General features: G+C 72.3%; 15 protein-coding genes. 9 read left to right on the top strand and 6 right to left on the bottom strand.

Features of this window, described 5'->3' with window-relative positions; translation table 11 throughout:
- Positions 1–3: 3 nt before the first annotated feature.
- Positions 4–336, bottom strand: coding sequence for a CHY zinc finger protein (locus AC0NZQ_RS16970; RefSeq protein WP_474531156.1), 333 nt, complete (start codon positions 334–336; stop codon positions 4–6).
- Positions 333–842 (bottom strand): pyridoxamine 5'-phosphate oxidase family protein, encoded by a 510-nt coding sequence (locus AC0NZQ_RS16975; protein WP_474531157.1) that lies wholly within the window; start codon positions 840–842, stop codon positions 333–335. Before AC0NZQ_RS16975 ends, AC0NZQ_RS16970 begins: the two co-directional genes overlap by 4 nt.
- A 91-nt stretch (positions 843–933) precedes the next feature.
- Between AC0NZQ_RS16975 and AC0NZQ_RS16980 the strand changes: the two genes are divergently transcribed.
- Positions 934–2,406, top strand: coding sequence for an NCS2 family permease (locus AC0NZQ_RS16980; protein WP_474531158.1), 1,473 nt, complete (start codon positions 934–936; stop codon positions 2,404–2,406).
- Between the two features lie 25 nt (positions 2,407–2,431).
- Here the strand turns inward: AC0NZQ_RS16980 and AC0NZQ_RS16985 are convergent, their stop codons facing one another.
- Complete coding sequence (locus tag AC0NZQ_RS16985) at positions 2,432–3,067, bottom strand: pyridoxamine 5'-phosphate oxidase family protein (RefSeq protein ID WP_474531159.1); 636 nt, start codon at positions 3,065–3,067, stop codon at positions 2,432–2,434.
- A gap of 41 nt (positions 3,068–3,108) precedes the next feature.
- On the bottom strand, positions 3,109–3,936 hold the full coding sequence (locus AC0NZQ_RS16990) for a DNA-formamidopyrimidine glycosylase family protein (RefSeq protein WP_474531160.1): 828 nt from the start codon (positions 3,934–3,936) through the stop codon (positions 3,109–3,111).
- Positions 3,937–4,310: 374 nt separating this feature from the next.
- Between AC0NZQ_RS16990 and AC0NZQ_RS16995 the strand changes: the two genes are divergently transcribed.
- The 6 genes from AC0NZQ_RS16995 (at position 4,311) to AC0NZQ_RS17020 (ending at position 13,206) form a co-directional block, all read left to right on the top strand.
- Positions 4,311–5,327: a glycosyltransferase gene (locus AC0NZQ_RS16995; RefSeq protein ID WP_474531162.1), complete on the top strand. Its 1,017-nt coding sequence runs from the start codon at positions 4,311–4,313 to the stop codon at positions 5,325–5,327.
- A 109-nt stretch (positions 5,328–5,436) separates the two neighbouring features.
- Complete coding sequence (locus AC0NZQ_RS17000; protein WP_474531163.1) at positions 5,437–5,862, top strand: hypothetical protein; 426 nt, start codon at positions 5,437–5,439, stop codon at positions 5,860–5,862.
- Between the two features lie 45 nt (positions 5,863–5,907).
- Entirely contained in the window at positions 5,908–7,170 is a 1,263-nt protein-coding gene (locus AC0NZQ_RS17005; RefSeq protein WP_474531166.1) for a hypothetical protein, read from the top strand.
- Positions 7,167–9,584: a hypothetical protein gene (locus tag AC0NZQ_RS17010; RefSeq protein WP_474531167.1), complete on the top strand. Its 2,418-nt coding sequence runs from the start codon at positions 7,167–7,169 to the stop codon at positions 9,582–9,584. The genes AC0NZQ_RS17005 and AC0NZQ_RS17010 overlap by 4 nt, the downstream gene beginning before the upstream one ends.
- The gene (locus tag AC0NZQ_RS17015) at positions 9,581–10,879 is read left to right on the top strand and encodes a lipopolysaccharide biosynthesis protein (RefSeq protein ID WP_474531168.1); all 1,299 of its coding nucleotides are present in this window, start codon (positions 9,581–9,583) and stop codon (positions 10,877–10,879) included. Before AC0NZQ_RS17010 ends, AC0NZQ_RS17015 begins: the two co-directional genes overlap by 4 nt.
- Positions 10,876–13,206, top strand: a complete 2,331-nt coding sequence (locus tag AC0NZQ_RS17020; RefSeq protein ID WP_474531171.1) for a glycosyltransferase family 4 protein — start codon at positions 10,876–10,878, stop codon at positions 13,204–13,206. The genes AC0NZQ_RS17015 and AC0NZQ_RS17020 overlap by 4 nt, the downstream gene beginning before the upstream one ends.
- 20 nt (positions 13,207–13,226) lie before the next feature.
- Here AC0NZQ_RS17020 and AC0NZQ_RS17025 read toward each other — a convergent pair whose 3' ends face one another.
- Positions 13,227–14,480 (bottom strand): GH39 family glycosyl hydrolase, encoded by a 1,254-nt coding sequence (locus tag AC0NZQ_RS17025; RefSeq protein WP_474531172.1) that lies wholly within the window; start codon positions 14,478–14,480, stop codon positions 13,227–13,229.
- Positions 14,481–14,634: 154 nt separating this feature from the next.
- On the opposite strand from AC0NZQ_RS17025, the gene AC0NZQ_RS17030 reads away from it, so the two are divergent.
- Positions 14,635–16,971: a LamG-like jellyroll fold domain-containing protein gene (locus tag AC0NZQ_RS17030; RefSeq protein ID WP_474531173.1), complete on the top strand. Its 2,337-nt coding sequence runs from the start codon at positions 14,635–14,637 to the stop codon at positions 16,969–16,971.
- Between the two features lie 111 nt (positions 16,972–17,082).
- Here the strand turns inward: AC0NZQ_RS17030 and AC0NZQ_RS17035 are convergent, their stop codons facing one another.
- Complete coding sequence (locus AC0NZQ_RS17035) at positions 17,083–17,892, bottom strand: alpha/beta fold hydrolase (protein ID WP_474531174.1); 810 nt, start codon at positions 17,890–17,892, stop codon at positions 17,083–17,085.
- A 196-nt stretch (positions 17,893–18,088) separates the two neighbouring features.
- On the opposite strand from AC0NZQ_RS17035, the gene AC0NZQ_RS17040 reads away from it, so the two are divergent.
- A complete protein-coding gene (locus AC0NZQ_RS17040; protein WP_474531437.1) occupies positions 18,089–19,084 on the top strand; it encodes a glutathione S-transferase family protein in 996 nt (331 codons plus the stop codon).
- The last annotated feature ends 4 nt before the right edge of the window (positions 19,085–19,088 follow it).

Below are 19,088 nucleotides of genomic sequence, written 5' to 3' on the forward strand. Positions count from 1 at the left end.
GGATCAGAACTCGAAGTAGCGGTCGTGATGCAACCGGCAGCCGGGATTGAACCCCGCCCCGCACGCCGGACAACGGTCGTCGGCGGCCAGGTAGCCGGCCACCGTCATCACCTCGCCGCAGACCCCGCAGAGGACGGCCGGCTCGTCGCGTCGGGCCAGCGGCCACGGCCGGGAAGGGTGATCCGCCTCCCCGGCGTGGCAGGCGTCGCAGGGATAGAAGCGGTCGCAGCAGGCGAAGCGCAGCGCGATGACGTCCAGCGGCGAGTGCCAGTGGGCGCACCGTGTCTCATCGTCGAGGATGGCCCCGTGCACCGTCGGCCGTGGCGTGGACGTCACCGGCTCGGGAAGACGAAGCGAGTGCAGTCGGTCGGGAAGGTGAACCACGCTAGCGCCCGCGTGGGAACGATCACCCGCAGCCCGCCGCCCGCCTCGTCGGACCAGGCGTCGGCCGCCGGCGCATAGTCCGGGTGGTACTTGCCGAAGGCCACCGAGAGCCGCTCCCCCAGCTCGTCTGGCTCGGCCCGGGTCGGCCTCGACCGTCCCTCGACGATGACGACCTCGGTGCCGCTCTCCAGCGTCAGCGTCACCGCCGGGTTCTGCGCCACGTTCCGGGCGTGCCGGGTCGTCGGCGCCCCGTCGTAGTAGAAGCGGTCGTCCAGCCAGACACCCCAGCGCGGCACCGAGTGTGGCGTCCCGTCCGGCCGGACGGAGGCCAACCAGTAGTGCTTCGCCCGGATCAGCCGCGTCGCGACGACGTCCCAGGCGAGCAGACCGTCGCTCGTCTCGGGCAGGCCGTAACCCGCCGGCATCGCGGGACGGTCGGCATTCGGGACGGCGATCATGACCCCGAGATTAGGCAGCGGGTCCGACAACGCGCCCCCGGGCGAGCCCACGACATCCGCGCGCCCGGGGTGTCAGGCATGATTCCTGCCCGTGAGCGAGGTACGCACCGATGCGACATCCACCCCGGCCCCCCGCAACCGAGTCGATCGGTACTTCTCGATCACCGAGCGCGGCAGCACCGTCGCCCGCGAGCTGCGCGGCGGCCTGGTCACCTTCGTGGCGATGGTCTACATCGTCGTGCTGAACCCGATCATCCTGGGTAACGGCATCGACGCCAACGGCAACCACCTCGGCGGCGGCAGCAACGCCGCCAACGTCGCGGGCATCGCCGCCGTCACCGCGCTCGTCGCCGCCTTCTTCACCCTGCTCATGGGCATCGTCGGCCGGTACCCCTTCGCGCTCGCCACGGGGCTGGGCCTCAACGCCTTCGTCGCGTTCCAGGTCGCCGCGAAGATGTCCTGGCCCGCCGCGATGGGCATGGTGGTCCTCGAGGGCCTGGTCATCACCCTGCTGGTGATCACCGGGTTCCGGACGGCGGTCTTCCACGCCATCCCGCGCGAGCTGAAGTCGGCTATCGCCGTCGGCATCGGGCTCTTCATCGCCCTGATCGGTTTCGTGGACGCCGGGTTCGTCCGACCCGGCTCGCCGGTGCTGCAGATCGGTGGCCCGAAGGGGCTCGGCGGCTGGCCGCTGCTGGTCTTCGTGCTCACGCTCCTGCTCATCGCGGTGCTCATGATCCGCAAGGTCAGGGGCGCGCTGCTCATCGGCATCGCGGCCGCGACGGTCCTCTCGGTGATCATCGAGGCCATCGCCCACGTCGGACGCTTCGACACCAAGACGAACCCCTACGGCTGGCAGCTCAACGTCCCCAGCTTCGACGGAAAGCATTTCGGCGCACCCGACCTGAGCCTCTTCGGCACCTTCTCCCTCGGCGGTGGCGTCAGCGCCGTCGGCATCGTCTCGGCCATCGTCATCATCTTCTCGCTGGTGCTCTCGGACTTCTTCGACGTCATGGGGACGACGATCGGCCTCGGCAGCGAGGGCAAGTTGCTCGACGAGAAGGGCAACCTCCCCCGCATCGGACCGGTGCTCTTCGTCGACGGCGTCGCGGCCGTCGGCGGCGGTGTCGCCGGCGCCTCGTCGGCCACGACCTACGTCGAGTCCGCCGCCGGCATCGGCGACGGGGCCCGCACCGGGCTGGCCAGCGTCGCCACCGGGCTGCTCTTCGCGGTGACGATCTTCCTCTCCCCGCTCGCGCAGCTCGTGCCCTCGGAGGCCGCGACCCCGGCACTCGTCGTGGTCGGCGTGCTGCTCATGGGGCAGATCCGCGAGATCGACTTCCGCGACCTGTCGATCGCGATCCCCGCATTCCTCACCATCGTGCTGATGCCCTTCACCTACTCGATCACCAACGGCGTCGGCGCCGGCTTCATCAGCTGGGTGGTCATCCGGGTCGCCACCGGCAAGGCACGCTCGATCCACCCGCTGCTCTGGGTCGTCGCCGTCCTCTTCACCGTCTACTTCGCCATCGCGCCGATCAAGACGCTCTTCGGCATCAGCTGAGGCGGCTCGGCACGGCCAGACGGCGTCAGGCCGAGGGGTACAGCCCCTCGGTGTAGGACGGCCCGTAGTAGGCGTCGAGGTCGGCAAGGGTGTCGTCCTGCCGTTCGAGGGCCTTGGCCAGGACGGCGCGGCGGGGCACCGCGTCGGGCTCCCACGTCGTCGGGTCCCAGAGCGAGGAACGCAGGAAGGCCTTCGAGCAGTGGTGGAAGACCTCCTCGACCGTGACGACGAGGGCCAGCAGCGGACGGTGACCGCGCACCACCAGCTCGTCGAAGTAGGGGGCGTCTGCCACGATCCGGGCCCGGCCGTTGACCCGCAGCGTGTCGCCCCGGCCGGGAACGAGGAAGATCAGTCCGACCTGCGGGTTCTGCAGCAGGTTGCGGAAGCCGTCGGCGCGACGGTTGCCGGCACGCTCGGGGAGGACGATCGTCCGGTCGTCGAGGACGTGCGCGACGCCGCCGCGCGGTCCCACCGGATCGCCCTTGGGTGAGACGTCGCAGCGACCGGACGCATCGGCGGTCGCCACCAGGCACAGCGGCGACGCCGCCAGCCACTGCCGGTCCAGCTCGTGCAGCACCGGACGGTCCTTGGCCAGCACCCTCGGCGCGGGCCGGCCGAGCAGGGCCTCGAGCTGATCGACGTCGGTGATCTCGGTGCTCACCGCTCCACTCTGGCGCGTCGGTCAACCCGACCTGCGCCGGCTCACTGCTCCTTGCTGCAGCGCCAGGTGGTCCGTCCGCCGACGGTGTCCCGCGTCATCTCGGCCCCGCACCGGGGACAGTGGCCGCCCCGGACGCGGTGCTCGATGATCTCGCCGGTGTGGACGCCGCCCTTCGCGATCGCAGCGCGGATGCCCTTGCGCAGCTCGCGGTGCAGTCCGGTGAGCTCGTCCGCGCTCAGCTCGGCGGCGGACCGCCGGGGATCGACGGCGGCCTGCCACAACACCTCGTCGGCGAGGAGGTTCCCGACGCCGGCGATGGCGTGTTGGTCCATCAGCCGCGCCTTCACTGGTGCGGTGCTGCGACCGATGATGTCGCGGAACTCGCCGACACCCACCTCGCCGGCGTCGGGGCCGAGAGCATCGACGTCCGGATCGAGGTAGACGCGGCCGAGACGGCGCTTGTCGAAGAGCCGCAGCGTCCCGCCGTCGGCGAAGGTGAGGGTGAAGCGATCCCACTCCGGCTTGTGCGCCGATGATCGCACCGGCTTGCCGTTGCGTGCGTAGTCACCGCCCTCGCGGGTCTCGCCGGAGTCGCGACTGACGAAGATCCGTCCCGCCATCCCCAGATGGACGGCCAGCAGCGGCCCGGCTGCCCGCGACCGTCCCGACCCGGAGGTCTCGCACCACATCAGCTTGCCGCGCCGATGCGCGGCGACCAGGCGGCGGCCGACGAGGGCCCGGCCGATCTCCCCCGCGGCGTGCGGCCGACAGACATACGTGTCGTTGTCATCCACGTCGACAATGCGCCGCTGCAATGCGTGATCGGCGATGACCGTGCGCGCTGATTCGACCTCGGGGAGTTCTGGCACAGGCCCAGCCTGCCCCCGCCGGCGGCGGCTCTCACCGGCAGCAGAGGCCGGCGCCGAGTCCGCTGGACGCAGCCGGAGCCGCGTTTTCCGGCCCTCTGCAGCATTTGGATGTCGCCCTGCGGCATGCGTCCATGATCGACACCACAGCCTCGTTGATCAACATCGGGACCTTCGTCAGGGGGGTCTCGGGGACCTCGGACCCGGCCCGTTCTCCGTTAGCCCCGCGTTAGGCAATTGGGCGTGCGAATCGATGAATTGGGCGCAATAGTTCTCGATAACAAACACGAACCGAACAGGTTCCGGGTGCTCTCCCCCGCGGGGAGCCTGACCCGGGTGGGGCCTAGCGGTCACGAGCGAAGGGGCAGCGGCGAGACATGACGAACACCGACATCCAGCACCGGCCAGCCGAGCGCACCGGGGTCAGCTTCCCCGGCTACGCCATCGCCGCGATCGTCCCGTGCTTCAACGAGGAGGCCGCGATCGAGAAGGTCGTCCGCGACCTGCGCGCCAGCGTGCCGGGCATGGAGATCTACGTCTACGACAACAACAGCACCGACCGGACCGCCGAGGTCGCCCGCAGGGCCGGCGCGATCGTCCGCCGCGAGCTGACCAAGGGCAAGGGCAACGTCGTCCGCCGCGCCTTCGCCGACATCGACGCCGACATCTACCTCATGATCGACGGCGACGACACCTACGACGCCGCCGCGGCGCCGGCCATGATCCAGAAGCTCATCGACGGCCCCTACGACCACGTCCTCGGCGTCCGCGAGCCGGAGACCACCGGCGACTCCGCCGACAGCGCGTACCGCCCCGGCCACGAGCGCGGCAACCAGCTGCTCAACGCCGTCGTCGGCAAGGTCTTCGGCACCAACGTCGAGGACATGCTCTCCGGCTACCGCGTCTTCTCCCGTCGTTTCGTCAAGAGCTTCCCGGCGGCTTCGCGCGAGTTCGAGATCGAGACCGAGCTGACCGTGCACTACCTCTCGACCCGCGTCCCGGCCGCCTCGGTGAAGGTCGGCTTCCGCGACCGGCCCGCCGGCAGCGAGTCCAAGCTGCGCACCTACCGTGACGGCTTCAAGATCCTCAGCCTCATCGTCAACCTGGCCCGGCACGAGCGCCCGGTCCCCTTCTACGGGGCTATCGCCGCCTTCTTCGGACTGCTGCTGCTCGCCGACCTCCCGCTGGGGCTGCACGCCGTCGCCGCGACCTGCGCCGCCCTGGCCGGCATCTCCCTGATGCTGGGTCTCGTCCTCGACGGGACGCGCAAGAGCCGCTACGAGACGAGCCGGCTGAGCTACCTGGGCCACGCCGCGGTCGAGGTCCGGCCGGAGCTGCTCATGAACGACGCCGTCAACGACGCGCTGCTCCGTCCGGTCGCCGCTGCGGTCTGACCCCCTCCCCCCGGCTGCGGTCCGCCGCGTGTCGCGCCATGATCGACGGGTGACGACACGCGGCGGTTCCGTGGCCGGACGCCGTTCGGGCCGGCGACACGGTCTTCGCGTGCTGCCGACCCTGGCAGTGCTGCTGGCCGCCGGGGGCATCGCGACGGCGGTCTCGCCCGATCTGCGACAGCAACTCACTGACTCCGTCACCAGGCAGGACGCGGGATACCTCGAAATCTTCTTCGTCGACGAGCAGCGCGCCCGCGCCTGTCCGGTCGACGGGGACGGCCGGGTACAGGTCGATGTCGCTGTCCGCAGCCACTACGACGACGCCCGGACGCTCGACTGGACGGTGACCGTCACGCCCGATGGCGGCACCGTCCGGGCGCAGCGCGGCCGCGTGGAGCTGCCGGCCCGCGGCGATGCCGAGTTCACCGCCCGCGTGCCGGTACCGTCACCAAGCGCAACCGGAGGCACACCGCCGCCGTACACGGTATCGGTGGTCCTGGCCGGTTACCGGGAACGTCTTCTGCTGCACTGCTGACCACGACGAGTACGAACCAGCTCGACCAGGAAGGCCCGAGTCGTCATGAACGCCACCGCCCTGCGGCCGGTCGACGCGATCGATCGTGCCTGGGCCGGTGTCTGGTACTCGCGGTCGGTGCTCCGGGTCGACATGCCGGGCTTCGAGCAGCTGCGGGCGGCGCTGGGCTCGCTGGTGGCCTCGGCCTCGGGGCTGGCCCGGTGGACCACCGCCGACCAGCTGCGCTGGCAGCCGGTCACGCGCTTCGAGCTCGACGACTGGCTCGACGAGACGCTGGTGAGCCACCCGGCAGCCGACCCCACCCCCGACGCCGTGCTGCGCCATCACCCGCGGCAGCTGACGCGAACGCCCTTCCGACTGCTGGCCGGTGCGGATTGGCTCAGCATCCGCGCAACCCATGCCTTCGGCGACGGCTGGAGCAGCGATCACCTCTTCGGCGAACTGCTGCGGCGGGCCCGCATCCTCGCCGAGGGGGGCATCCTCGCCGACGACCCGCCGTGGCAGGTGCTCTCCGGACGGCAGCGGGACCGCCTCATCCGCGGTCAGGTGTGCCGGCACCTGCGTACCGTCGCGTGGGCGCTGCGGCATCGCGACGAGCTCGCCGGCGGCGTCTACGAGCCCGCCGGTCCGGACGTCGCCCCCGGCCGCGACGCGCTGCTGGAGATCAGCAGCGGTCCCGGCTTCCCGAAAGTGCTGCGACGGTTGCGCGACGAGCTCTTCCCCGGCATCTCGGCGGCTGCCGTCGGCATGGTCGGCCTCCGGGCCGCGATGGCCGCCGTCCTCCCCCCGCCCCGTCCCGGCTTCGAATGTCTCTTCAACACCCGCAGCGCCGAGGCGGGGACCGCAGACGCCTTCGGCAACTGGTCCGCCGGGGTTTTCGTGCGGCCGTCCGACGACTACGACCCGGCCGCGGTCTCGGCCGAAATTCAGCGGGTGCGGGCCTCGGGACTGCCGGAGCTGGCCCACGCCTCGCTGCGGCGACGCGGTGGCTCCGCCGCCGACGCCCCGGTCCTCATGCCGCGCGCCGAGGGTGCGCCGCGCCTGACGATGTCCTACATGCAGGCCCACACCATCGACCCGGTCATCCCGGGCCTGCGCCACAACGAGTCGGTGCTGAGCACCTCGACGCGACCCAACGGCGCCGACTCGGTCTCGGTGCAGCAGTTGGAGGCAGCGGGTCGATCCCACATCTCGGTGGCCTACTTCCCCCATGCGGTCTCCGGTGACGCGCTGCGGACGGCGGTGGAGAACTTCCTGACCGATCCCCGCGGCTGCCTTCTCGAGCGGCCGACGGCGCGGCTGCGATGACCGCGGTGGTCGACCGTCCGACAGCCGGGCAGCCCCGGCTGTCGTCCGGCAGGGCGGTCGCCACGCTCGCCGCCTGGCTGCTCGCGGTGGCGGTCGGGCAGACGCTGGTGTTGATCGACATCGGTGTCCCCGTGCTGCGGCAGGCCGCGGGTGCGGCCGTGCTGGTGGGCCTACCGGTCGCGCTGCTCACCCGACGCTGGCGCGAGCGGTTGGGCACTTTGCCTGCCTTCCTCTACGCCGTGGGGGCCACCTGCTTCGCGCTGCTCGCGGTACCGCTGGTGATCAACACGGCGCTGCCGTGGCTCGGCGTCGATCGGCCGCTGTCCCGGCCGGCCCTCGTCGCGGCCTGGACCGTGGTCGACCTCGCCCTCGTCGTGCGCTACCGGCCGGGACTGCCCCGGCGGCAGACACTGCGACGGGTCGGCGGCATCGTGTGGCGAGCGCGACTGCAGCCCGCCGTCACGCTCGCAGCGGTCGCGGTGCTCCTCGCCGTTACGGGGGCCGTCCGCCTCAACAACGGGCACGGCGGCGCCGTGGCCGTCCTCGCCCACGCCGCCGCCATCCTCGCGGCCGCCGCGGTGACGCTGCGCCGCGGCTCCCGAGCGCGCGACGTCACCGTCATCTATCTCAGCGGGCTCGCGCTGCTGCTGGGGACGTCGCTGCGCGGCTGGTACATCACCGGTCACGACATCCAGAACGAGTACCTGGCCTACCTGTACACCCACCGCGACGAGCACTGGGTGATGTCGGCCTACCCGACGCCGTACAACGCCTGCCTCAGCGTCAACATCCTGCCGCACACGCTCGGGGTGTACCTCGGCCTGGACGGCGTCGTGGTCTTCAAGGTCGTGCTGCAGGCGCTCTTCGCGCTCGTGCCCGTCTGCGTCTACGTCATCGCCCGTCGCGTGGTGCCCGCGCGGCTGGCGGCGCTGTCGGTCCTGCTCTTCATGGCCTTCCCGACCTTCTACACCGACATGCCGTTCCTGGTCCGGCAGGAGGTCGCCTACGTCTTCGTCGCGCTGGTGCTGCTGGCCGCGACCCAGGACGGCTGGAGCGTCCGCCGCTGCCGGATCGCCAGCTACGGCTTCGCCGTCGGCGTGATCATGTCGCACTACGCCACGACGTACCTGCTCGTCATCACGCTGGTCATCGGCCTGGCCGGCGTCGGGCTCGGCCGGATCAGGCGACGGTTCGGACGTCGGCGCGAGCGGCTGGCCGTCGCCCGCGCGCCCCGGCCAGACCGACCCCGCCACGCCCACCGCGGCGCGCAGATCCGGCGGCACGGTCCGCTGATCCTGCTGCACCCGCTGGTGGTGATCGCCGCCGCCGCGACGGCCTGGACCTGGAGCACGCCGCTGACGCACTCCGGCGGGCACCTCGCCGAGACCGTCAACACCCTCGCCTCGGCGCTGATCAAGGGCGACTCGCTCGCCGGTTCGTCGGACCTGAAGTACAGCGTGGTCTTCGGCAGCGGGCCGACCGAGGCCGAACGTCTCGCCGACTACGTCGCCGACGTCCGCGCCGAGCGGGACAAGGAGAAGGCCGCGGACTTCGTCTTCCCGCGGCCGACCGGGGACGTCGCCGAACCGCAGGTCGCCGAGCGCGAACCGCTCCCGCTGACACCCGTCGGCCGCGCGCTGGACGGCGCCGGCCTGCCGGTCGGCGCCCTCAACGCTCTGCTGCGGCTCGGCAGCGCCGCGGTGATCCAGCTGTCGCTGCTGCTGGGGCTGCTCGCCCTCGTCTTCTACTCCACGGTGACGCGGACCTTCTCCCGCGAGATGTTCTGGCTCGTGCTGGGCAGCATCGGCGCGCTCGCCAGCGTGGCGGTGGTGCCGGGACTGTCGGCCAGCTATGGCGTGCTGCGCGCGTTCCAGCAGACATTGATCTTCGCCGCGCCCGTCGTCGCGATCGGGCTGATGTCGGTGACCGCGCCGCTGCGACGGGTCCGTCCCGCCCTGCCGACGGTCGCTGCGACGGGCGTCGGGACGCTGGTCGGCGTCACCCTCACCGGTGCGCTGCCGGCGACCCTCGGCGACTACGACGCGGTGCTCTCGCAGAGCAACAGCGGCGCCTATTACGAGCAGCTCTACACCGCCGCACCCCAGCTGGCGACGGCCCGCTGGCTCGCCTCGGCCACCCGGGGCAAGGGACTGCAGTACGCCAACGCCTCCGACATCGTCGCTGTCACCCGGTTGCAGATGTACCTGCCCCGCTCGGTCACCGTGGACAGCCAGTTCCTGCCGCTGCAGCTGCGCAAGGGCGTCTACCTGGTGCTGGGGCCGCAGACCGTGGACGACGGCACCGCCGGCGTCTTCTACACCGGCGACGTCTTGACGTACCGCTACCCCACCGCGGCGGTGGAGCGGCGGCTCGACGTCGTCTACAGCACCCCCGGCAACCGGGTGCTGCGGTGATCGCGCGTGCCCGCGCGGCGCTGCGCGATCCGCTGATCCGCAACTCGGTGCTGATGCTGCTCACGACGCTGTCGATGGCCGGTGTCGGCGCGATCTTCTGGGTGGTGGCGGCGCGGGTGGCCTCCCGCACCGAGATCGGTCTGGCCAGCTCGCTGGTGGCGACGACGGAGGCCCTGGCCATCTTCGCCCAGCTCGGATTGAACGTCAGCCTGCTGCGGGTGCTCCCGCGAAGTGACGAGCGCGCCTCCGACGTGCTCGTGACCTGCAGCGTCGTCGGCGCCGTCGCGACCCTGCTCGGCCTCGGTTACGCCACCCTGCTGCCGGCGGTCGCCCCCGATCTCGCCGACGTCGTGACCTGGCCCTGGCTGGCACCGTTGTTCGCCGTCCTGGTCGCCGGCACGGCCTTGAACCAGCTGACCGACTCGATCTTCCTCGGCATCGACCGGGTGCTGTCGAACCTGTGGGTCAACGGCGTCATGCTCAGTGCGGTCCGGCTGGTCGTGCCCTTCCTGCTCGGCGGTGCCGGCGCCTTCATGATCTTCGGCGCCGTGGCCGGCTCGGCGCTGCTGGCGGCCGTGGTGAGTCTGGTGTCGATCCTGCGCCACCTGCCCGACCGGCCCCGCCGCAGGCTGTCGCGCGAGCTGCGGAGCTCGGCCCGACTCTCCGGAGCCAGCTACCTGTCCAACGTCCTGTACATCGCGCCGCAGCTCGTCTTCCCGGTGCTGATCATCAACGCGCAAGGCCCGGCCCAGAGCGCGGTCTTCTTCATCAGCTTCCAGATCGTCACGCTGCTCAACCACGCCGTCTACATGATCAGCAACTCGATGTACGCCGAGGTCTCGCGCGAGCCGCAGCGGGTCGCCGAGATCGTCGCGAAGGCCGGCCGGACCATCGCGGTCGCCTCCTTCGGCGGGATCGCGATCCTGCTGCTCGCCGCGCCGCTGGTCCTGGCGATCTTCGGCGGCGGCTACAGCAGCGCCGGCGCGACGACGCTGCGGGTCCTCGCGTTGGGGACCGTCGGCGTCGGCTTCAACTACTGGTCCGCGGTGCGGCTGCGGATCGCGCAACACGTCACGGCGATGGTGTCGGTGCAGCTCTTCGCCACCGTCGCGGTGATCGCCCTCGCCGCTGCCGCGGCGCCGCACGGCATCGCGTGGGTGGCCGCGGCCTGGGGCGCCGGCCAGCTCGCCGGTGGTGCGCTCGGCTATCTGGTGAGCCGCACCGTGGCGCCGATGACCGACGGCGCGGACCATCTGCCGCTCCCGAACCTCGACTCCCCCGAGGCGATCGCGTGACCGGGCCGTCCCGGCGCCGGACGGTGGCGATCGTCGCCCCGCGCTACACCGAGCTCGGCGGCATGCAGAACTACGCCCGCCGGGTCGCGGCGTGGCTGCGCGAGCGCGACGACGAGTTCGACATCGTCGTCATCTCCACCAAGGACGGCCTGCGCCGCGACGAGACCGTCCTCGACGGGGTGCGGGTGATCCGCCTCGGCACCTGGCTGACGCTGTCGAACACGCCGGTGAACCCGCTCTGGGCGCCGCAGCTGCGACGCCTCTTCCGGCGGCTCGACGTCGACATCGTCAACGCCCACTCCCCGGTCCCGTTCCTGGCCGACCTCGCCGTCCTCACAGCGGGCGGGCGACCCAGCGTCCTGACGTATCACGCCGGCTCCCTGGTCAAGGGCAGCGGCGGCCTCGTGGACGCCGTGCTGCGCGGCTACGAGCGGCTGGTGCTCCCCCGCGTCTTCGCCCGCGCCGACCGGCACATCGCCGTCTCGCCCGTCGCCGCCAACCTCGCCACCGGCCGCGCGGTGACGATCACCCCGGGCGTCGACACGTCGGTGTTCCGGCCGGGTGAGGGTCGGGGCCGGAGCGTGGTCTTCACCGGCCGCATCGAGCGGACGTCGCGCTGGAAGGGCGTCCACGTCCTGCTCGAGGCCTTCGCCGCGGCCGCGACCCGGCTCCCCGACGCCACGCTGGAGCTCGTCGGGGACGGCGACGACGTGCCGCAGCTGCGGCGTCGCGCCGTCGAGCTCGGCATCGCCGACCGCATGCGGTGGCACGGCGCGCTGCCGCCGGCGGAGGTGGCGGCCGTCCTCGCCGATGCCGGCGTGGCGGTGCTGCCCTCGCTCACCGAGGCCGAGTCGTTCGGGATGACGCTGATCGAGGCGATGGCGGCGGGGCGGCCCGTCATCGGCTCCGACGTCGGCGGCATCCCGCATGTCGTCCGCGACGGGGTGGACGGGCTGCTGGTGCCGCCCGGTGACGTCCCCGCCCTGGCCGACGCCCTCGTCCGGGTGCTGGACGAGCCGGGGCTCGCCGAACGGCTCGGCGCCGCCGGCCGCCGCGCGGCCGAAGAGACCTGGGACTGGCGACGACAGGAGGAGCGGACCATGGCGCAGCTGCGGGGCGGGGCAACCGACGGAGCGACCACCGAGGCGACACCCGCCCGAACGCGGCCGCGGCTGGCCGTGGTGACCGATAGCGTCGCGCCCTGGCACACCGGCGGCAAGGAGCAGCGGCAGCACGAGCTCTACACCAGGCTCGCCGCGCGCGGCTACGAGGTCGACATCTACACGATGCCGTGGTGGCGTGACGATCCCGAGCTGGCCGGCCGCCGCACCGTCGAACGGGAAGGGGTCCGGTTCCACGCCCTCTCCCCGTTCGTCCCGCTCTACACCAAGGGCCGCCGCAGCATCCTGCAGGCACTGGTCTTCGCCGTCGCGACGCTGCGGATGATCACCCGCCGCTTCGACGTCCTCGAGGTGGACTCCATCCCGTTCCTGCCGGTCTTCCCCACCCGGCTGGTGGCGTGGCTGCGGCGCAAGCCGATGACCATGACCTCGCACGAGTACTGGGGATCGCAGTACTGGGCGGACTACCTCGGCGGGTCGGGACCGATCGGCCGCCTCGCCGGCCTGGTCGAGCGCACCGCGGTGCGGCTGCCGGACCGCGTCGTCGCGGCGTCGGAGGGCACGGCCGAGCGGCTGCGAGCCGAGGGGGTTCGTGACGTCCGGGTCGTGACGCCCGGCATCGGGGCGGACGTCCTCGCGGCACCGCTCGGGGCCGAGCCGCATGACGCGGCCGGCACGCTGCGGCTGGTCTGCGCCGGACGGCTGCTGGACCACAAGCGGGTGGACGTCGCGATCCGGGCGGTCGACGTCCTCGGCCGCCGCGGCGTCCCCGTCGTCCTCACCGTCATCGGCCAGGGGCCGGCGGCCGACGAGCTGCAGCAGCTCAGCACCTCCCTCGGCGTGGCCGACCGGGTCAGCTTCGCGCCCTTCCTCCCGGAGCACCGTGATGTCCTGGCCCGCTTCGCCGAGGCCGACCTGCTGCTCTTCCCCTCGGTGCGGGAGGGATTCGGGATGGTGGCGATCGAGGCGATGGCCGTGGGCACGCCGGTCATCACCAGCGACCACCCCGACAACTTCGCGCGGCACCTCGTCACCACCGGCCGCAACGGGGCCGTCTGCGCAGCCGACCCCGACGCCGTCGCCGACGCCGTCCTGGCCTGCCGGGAGCGGCTGCCGGAGCTGGCCGAGGGTGCGCGCGTCACCGCCGCCGGCTTCGACTGGGACGTCATCGCCGAGCACGCCGATGCGGCGCTGCGAGACCTCTGAGCGCGCGGTGAGGTGCCGGCTCAGCGCAGCACGGCACGCAGCGCGGCGAACGCCGGCTTGCGGCTGCCGTCGCTGCGGAGCAGGCCGAAGTGGCCGGCCACGGTGCCGAGGGCGGGGATGTCGCGGTAGGTGTCGACGAAGAAGGCGCCGATCGTCGCCGGTGACGCGCCGGCCAGCCGGGCCCCCTCGACCAGGATGCGGGCCTGCGTCGCCTCGCTGACCAGCCGTGCCGAGGCGGCGCCGGCGGCAGTGGGGGCGCCGAAGGCGGTGATCCACACCGGCGTCCGGCCGAGCCCGACCGCGGCGAGGGCACGCCGGAGCTGCCGGTCGCCGGCGGCCGGGTTCGCGATGAGCTGCCAGGCGTTCAGCGGGACGGCCCTGCTGCCCGGCCGGCGGGGATAGGTGTACGGGTCGTAACCGACGGCGTCGACGCGGCACCGTCCATCGGCGCAGGCGCGTCGCACGAAGGCGGCGGCGTCGACGTTGTCGCGGGTCGGGTCGCCGACAAAGGCCAGCCCACCGAGGATCACCCGGAGCCGGCTGCTCACCCCGCGCATCGCCCGGACCGTCGCCTCGAGCAGCCGGCCGTAGGCGGCGGGATCCGGGGAGGTCCAGAACTTGTCGATGTTGGGCTCGTTCCACACCTGGTAGGTCCGCACTCCCCGCGGCTCGTACCGGGCCACGACCCGGCCGGCGAAGGCAGCGAATTCGGCGACGCGCCGGGGCGGGCAGGCGAAGCTCCGGCAACCCGGTCGACGCGCCCATGACGGGGTGTAGCTCAGCAGCGCCAGCACGTCGATCTTCTCGGCGCGGGCTGCGCTGACGACCCGGTCCACGTCGGCCCACCGGAAAGCCTCCCGGGACACCGGCTGCACCGCGGCCCAGGAGACGTCGATGCGGATCCAGCGCATCCCGAGCGACCGGAGGTCGGCCATGGCGCGGGCCAGGCGGGCGTCGGACATCGCGTAGAGGGCCGCGCCGACGGTGAGGCCGGCACGCCGCGGCGGCTGCGGCTGTGGCGGTGACGACGTCGTCGAGCTACCGCTCGGGGTCGGTGTGGTCGAGCCGTCGCTGCGGCTCGGCGCGACGCTCGCGGCCGGGGCGGAGGGTGTCGCGGAGGCAACCGGGTCGGCGCTGCCCCGATCGGGACTGCCGTCGCGAGCGGCCAGGGCGACGACGCCGGCCACGGTCACGACCACCAGCAGGCCGACGAGCAGGACGAGCCACCCGGGGCGACGCCGCTCCCCGTCGGCCTCAGCGGATCCCTCGCGCACGACCGAATTTTACGGGCTTCTCGGACTAACGCTAAATCCGTGTTAGGCGTGAGGGACTTTAGGCCTTACAGTGGGAGCTGACGGGGGGTCGTCGGGGGACGTTGGTCCCGGATCGTCGGCCTCGCGGCCGGCGGTGATCGAAAGAGATGCCCCAGTGTCGCTTCGTCCCTCCCCGCGGCTGCGCCCCATCGTGCGCCGGCTGCTCGCCACCACGGTCGGTGCGGCCCTGCTCATCGGTGCCGCCACGACGCTGGCGACACCGGCCGCGGCGGCCGTCGCGACACCGAGCGAGCGCCCGGTGATGACCGCGAACGGGTTCATCGGCACCGTGGGCGTCAACATCCACAGCTACTACAACGACACCTCCTACGGCGACACCGACCGCATGATCTCGCTACTGCGGGGCCTAGGCGTGCGCCACGTCCGGGACGGCCTGGTGGCCAACCGTCCCGACGAGGTGGCGGCGCTGCGCAGCCTCGGCAGCAACGGCATCCGGTCGCTGCTCATCCTCGGCGGGACCACGAACGGCTCGACCCAGAGTGTCGACCCGGCCCAGCTGTCGGCGCTGTCGCAGGTCAGGCCCTACGTCGACGCCGTCGAGTCCAGCAACGAGTACGACTGCTCCGGCGACAGCTCCTGGGCCTCGCACCAGCGCAGCTACGCCCAGCAGCTGGTGCAGGCGCTGCAGGCCCGCGACGACTTCCGCTCCCTCGGCATCGTCGCCCCCTCCTTCTGCCGACCGGAGTCCGTGGCCGCCTTCGGCTCGGTGGCGGGACTCGCCTCCGTCGGCAATGCGCACGACTACGCCAACGGACAGGCCCCCGAGCTCGCGCTCGACTCGCGGCTGCCCGCCTGGTCGGCCACGCAGGGCGCCGCGCTGCCGCTGGTGATGACCGAGACCGGCTACCACAACGCGCTCAACTCGCCCTTCCCCAGCGTCGGCGTCACCGAGCGGACCGCCGCGGACTACACCGTCCGGACACTGCTCGAGGCGGCCCGGCTCGGCGTCGCCCGGACCTACCTCTACGAGCTGCTGGACGAGAAGCCGGAGCCCGGCCTGCGCGACCCCGAGCAGCACTACGGCCTGGTCCGGCAGGACGGCACCCCCAAACCCGCCTACACCGCGGTGCGCAACCTGCTCGCCGACATCGCGCTCGGCTCCCCGGCCGCGGTGACCCCGTCGGCGGCGACGCCGTCGGACGTCGTCTCCGTCCGGGGCGGCGGCAGCCTGCTGCGGACGATGTCCATCACGGATCCGAACGGCGGCGGCGAGACCCTCGCGCTCTGGCTGGCGACTCCGCTCGAGGACGCGGCGCACCAGCCGCTGGCCGACCCGGCACGGGCGGTGCAGGTCACGGTCAACGGCACCCATACCGCCACCGTCCGCCAGCCCTCGCGGGGCAACCAGACCACCACGGTGGGGACAGGCACGGGCTTCACTGTCCCGGTCGACGGCGGCGTGACACTGCTGCACCTCGCCCCGGTCGCCGCAGCCACCGCGGCGACGACGTCCTGCACCAGCCAGGCCGGGTACCCCGAGCTGGCGGCCCGGCTCGGCGCGCTGACCACCGACACCCTGGCGCCGTCGGAGTGGAGCGGCTCCCCCGCCGCCGCCACGCTGCTCCCGGACGGCGTCGCCGGCGGCAGCCGGGTCACCACCGACAGCCAGCGCATTCGTGTCGCGGTGCCGGCCGCGCCGACCTCGTGGACGATCTCGCTCTGGGCGCGCACCGATGCGGCGTCGGCGGACTTCGCCACCTTCGTCCGGGCCGTCGGCACCGGCGGTCCGGCCGCCGGCGGGCTGCTGCGAACCTACGACCTCCGCTCGGATGTCCCTTCCCACATGCAGCTCAGCGGCTACGGCCTGCCCGCGGCCGGCTCCGGTTACGGCACCGAGACCTGGGGGCACTCACTCACCGGCAGCTGGCAGCTGCTGTCGCTCTCCGTCGGCGACGGCAAGGCCACCGTCGCCGTCGACGGCGTCCCCGCCGGCACCGTCGCCAGCGGTGCCGGGGCGCTCACCGGTGTCGACGTCGGGGCCGTCGCAGGCTCGTTCCGGGGTTCGCTGGCCGGGCTGGCCGTCTTCGGCCGCGCACTGAGCGCCGACGAGCTGGGACGGCTCGCCACCACCTCGCCGGGTGCCTGCGCGCTCGATGCAGGGAGCGCACCGACCACCGACAGCGCGACGGCCCTGCCGCCGACGTCGGGCGCTACGACACCGACCAACTCGACCCCTCCGGCGACGACGTCCACGCCGACGAAGACCTCCGCGCCGACGAAGACCTCCGCGCCGACGAAGACCTCCGCGCCGACGAAGACGAACCCCACGGCGGCGGCTCGGGCGAAGGCGGCCGCGCAGGCGAAGGCAATCGCCAAGGCGAAGTCAGCGGCAAAGGCCAAGGCCCGTGCCAAGGCGAAGGCCAAAGCGAAGGCCAAGGCAATAGCCAAGGCAAAGGCCAAGGCGAAGGCAAAGCGAAGGCCAAGGCAATAGCCAAGGCAAAGGCCAAGGCGAAGGCAAAGACCAAGCCCAAGACCAAGGCGAAGAGCCGAGCGTCCCGCTGAGGCAACTGCCGGTGGCGGCCTGTGGCGATCGCGACGGGTACTACCGGCGCGGCGTGCCTGTCGGCTCGTCACACGTGGCGGACCGGGACCGGACCGCCGTGATCCGCGCCAGCCGCGCCGCGACCACCTCGACGACCGCCGGATCGGTGGCCATCCCCACGTGCCCCGCGTCGAGCTCCACCAGCTCCGCGGCGGGATCGAGGCAGGCGCGCCAGTCCAGGATGGCGTCGCTGCGGGAGTAGACGGAGGTGAACGGGACCTCGGCGGGGAACGGCGTGGCCAGCTCGGCGACGACCCTCGCCGCGCAGTCGCCGGTGGCGCAGTCGGCCGCGAGTACCCGCCGCAGGCCACGCTCGTGCAGCCGGAAGAGCAGCTCCAGCTGCTTGCGGACGTGCGAGGCCACCGCCAGGCGACCCGTGATCGGCGCGCTGAGCACGACGGCGCCGGCGACCAGTTCCGGACGCCGACGCGCGGCGAGAGCCGTCACCATCCCGCCCCGGCTGTGACCGATCAGCGTCACCGGCCGGCCCTCGGCGGCGACGACGCTCTCGAGCCGCGCGATCAGCCGGGTCACCATCGCCTCGGTGCAGCCGATGTTGGCGCCCAGTTCGCTGCGGAAGGTGCGGTGGCCCCGCCGCCGCAGCTCCCGGAAGAGCAAGGTCAGCGAGACGTCGCCGGAGAGGAACCCCGGCACGAGGAGCACGGGCGTCGCCTCGCTCGGTGCTGGCTGTGGCACCGGCCGGCCGACCATGCGCAGCATGCGGCGGTAGGCCCGCAGCTCGGTGGCCCGGGCGCCGGCGGCGGGGACGTAGTCGCCGGTGAGGCCCACGGCGGGAAGGACGGCGGTCATGCGGACGACCCCTCGGACGTGATGCTGGTGATGCCCGGAGGACGCCGGACGTTCGACCAACATTAACCCGTCGTGGCCCAGAGCACGCTGTACGTCACCAGCACCACCCCCGCGGCGAGTGAACCGGGGCTAGAGAGCCGGCCGGCACGGGCAGGCTGTCGAGGTGAGCGACGAGACGGCAGCAGCGACCAAGGACATCGACGCCGACGGCGGCTTCGAGCGCGACCAGAACTACCTCAGCGACCGCATCACCGCCGACGGCCGCGACGGCTGGCCGGTCGAGTCCGGGCGTTACCGGCTCGTGGTGGCGCGAGCCTGCCCGTGGGCGAACCGGGCCATCATCGTCCGGCGACTGCTCGGGCTGGAGGACGCCCTGTCGATGGGGGTCTGCGGTCCCACCCACGACGAGCGCAGCTGGACCTTCGACCTCGACCCGGGCGGCAAGGACCCCGTCCTCGGCTACGAGCGACTGCAGCAGGCCTTCTTCGCCCGCGACCCCGACTACCCGCGGGGCATCACCGTGCCGGCCATCGTCGACATCCCCACCGGGGCGGTCGTCACCAACGACTTCAAGCAGATGACGATCGACCTGTCGCTGGAATGGCGGCAGTTCCACCGCGAGGGTGCTCCGGACCTCTACCCCGAGCCGCTGCGCGACGAGATCGACGAGGTCATCGACTCCTTCTTCGAAGACGTCAACAACGGCGTCTACAAGTGCGGCTTCGCCACCGGCCAGGAGGCGTACGAGAAGGCCTACGACGCGCTCTTCGCCCGGCTCGACGCCCTGGACGAGCGGCTCTCGGAGCGCCGCTACCTGGTCGGCGACACCATCACCGAGGCCGACATCCGGCTCTTCACCACGCTCGCGCGCTTCGACGCCGTCTACCACAACCACTTCAAGTGCAACCGGAACAAGCTCATCGAGTTCCCGGCGCTCTGGGGTTACGCCCGCGACCTCTTCCAGACCCCCGGCTTCGGCGACACCACCGACTTCGTCCAGATCAAGCAGCACTACTACCTGGTCCACAAGGAGATCAACCCGACCGGCGTCGTCCCGAAGGGTCCGGACCTAGCCAACTGGCTGACCCCGCACGGCCGCGAAGAGCTCGGCGGGCGTCCGTTCGGGGACGGGACTCCGCCCGGGCCGGTGCGCGAGGGCGAGCGGGTGCCCGCCGGCCACGGCGCCGACTGAGCGG

It is taken from the genome of Jatrophihabitans sp. sgz311053 (assembly GCF_056135305.1).

Excerpts from the sequence above, each read along its gene's own strand:
- AC0NZQ_RS16975 (WP_474531157.1), bottom strand. The coding sequence starts at position 842 with ATGATCGCCGTCCCGAATGCCGACCGTCCCGCGATGCCGGCGGGTTAC.
- AC0NZQ_RS16995 (WP_474531162.1), top strand. The coding sequence starts at position 4,311 with ATGACGAACACCGACATCCAGCACCGGCCAGCCGAGCGCACCGGGGTC.
- AC0NZQ_RS17005 (WP_474531166.1), top strand. The coding sequence starts at position 5,908 with ATGAACGCCACCGCCCTGCGGCCGGTCGACGCGATCGATCGTGCCTGG.
- AC0NZQ_RS17010 (WP_474531167.1), top strand. The coding sequence starts at position 7,167 with ATGACCGCGGTGGTCGACCGTCCGACAGCCGGGCAGCCCCGGCTGTCG.
- AC0NZQ_RS17035 (WP_474531174.1), bottom strand. The coding sequence starts at position 17,892 with ATGACCGCCGTCCTTCCCGCCGTGGGCCTCACCGGCGACTACGTCCCC.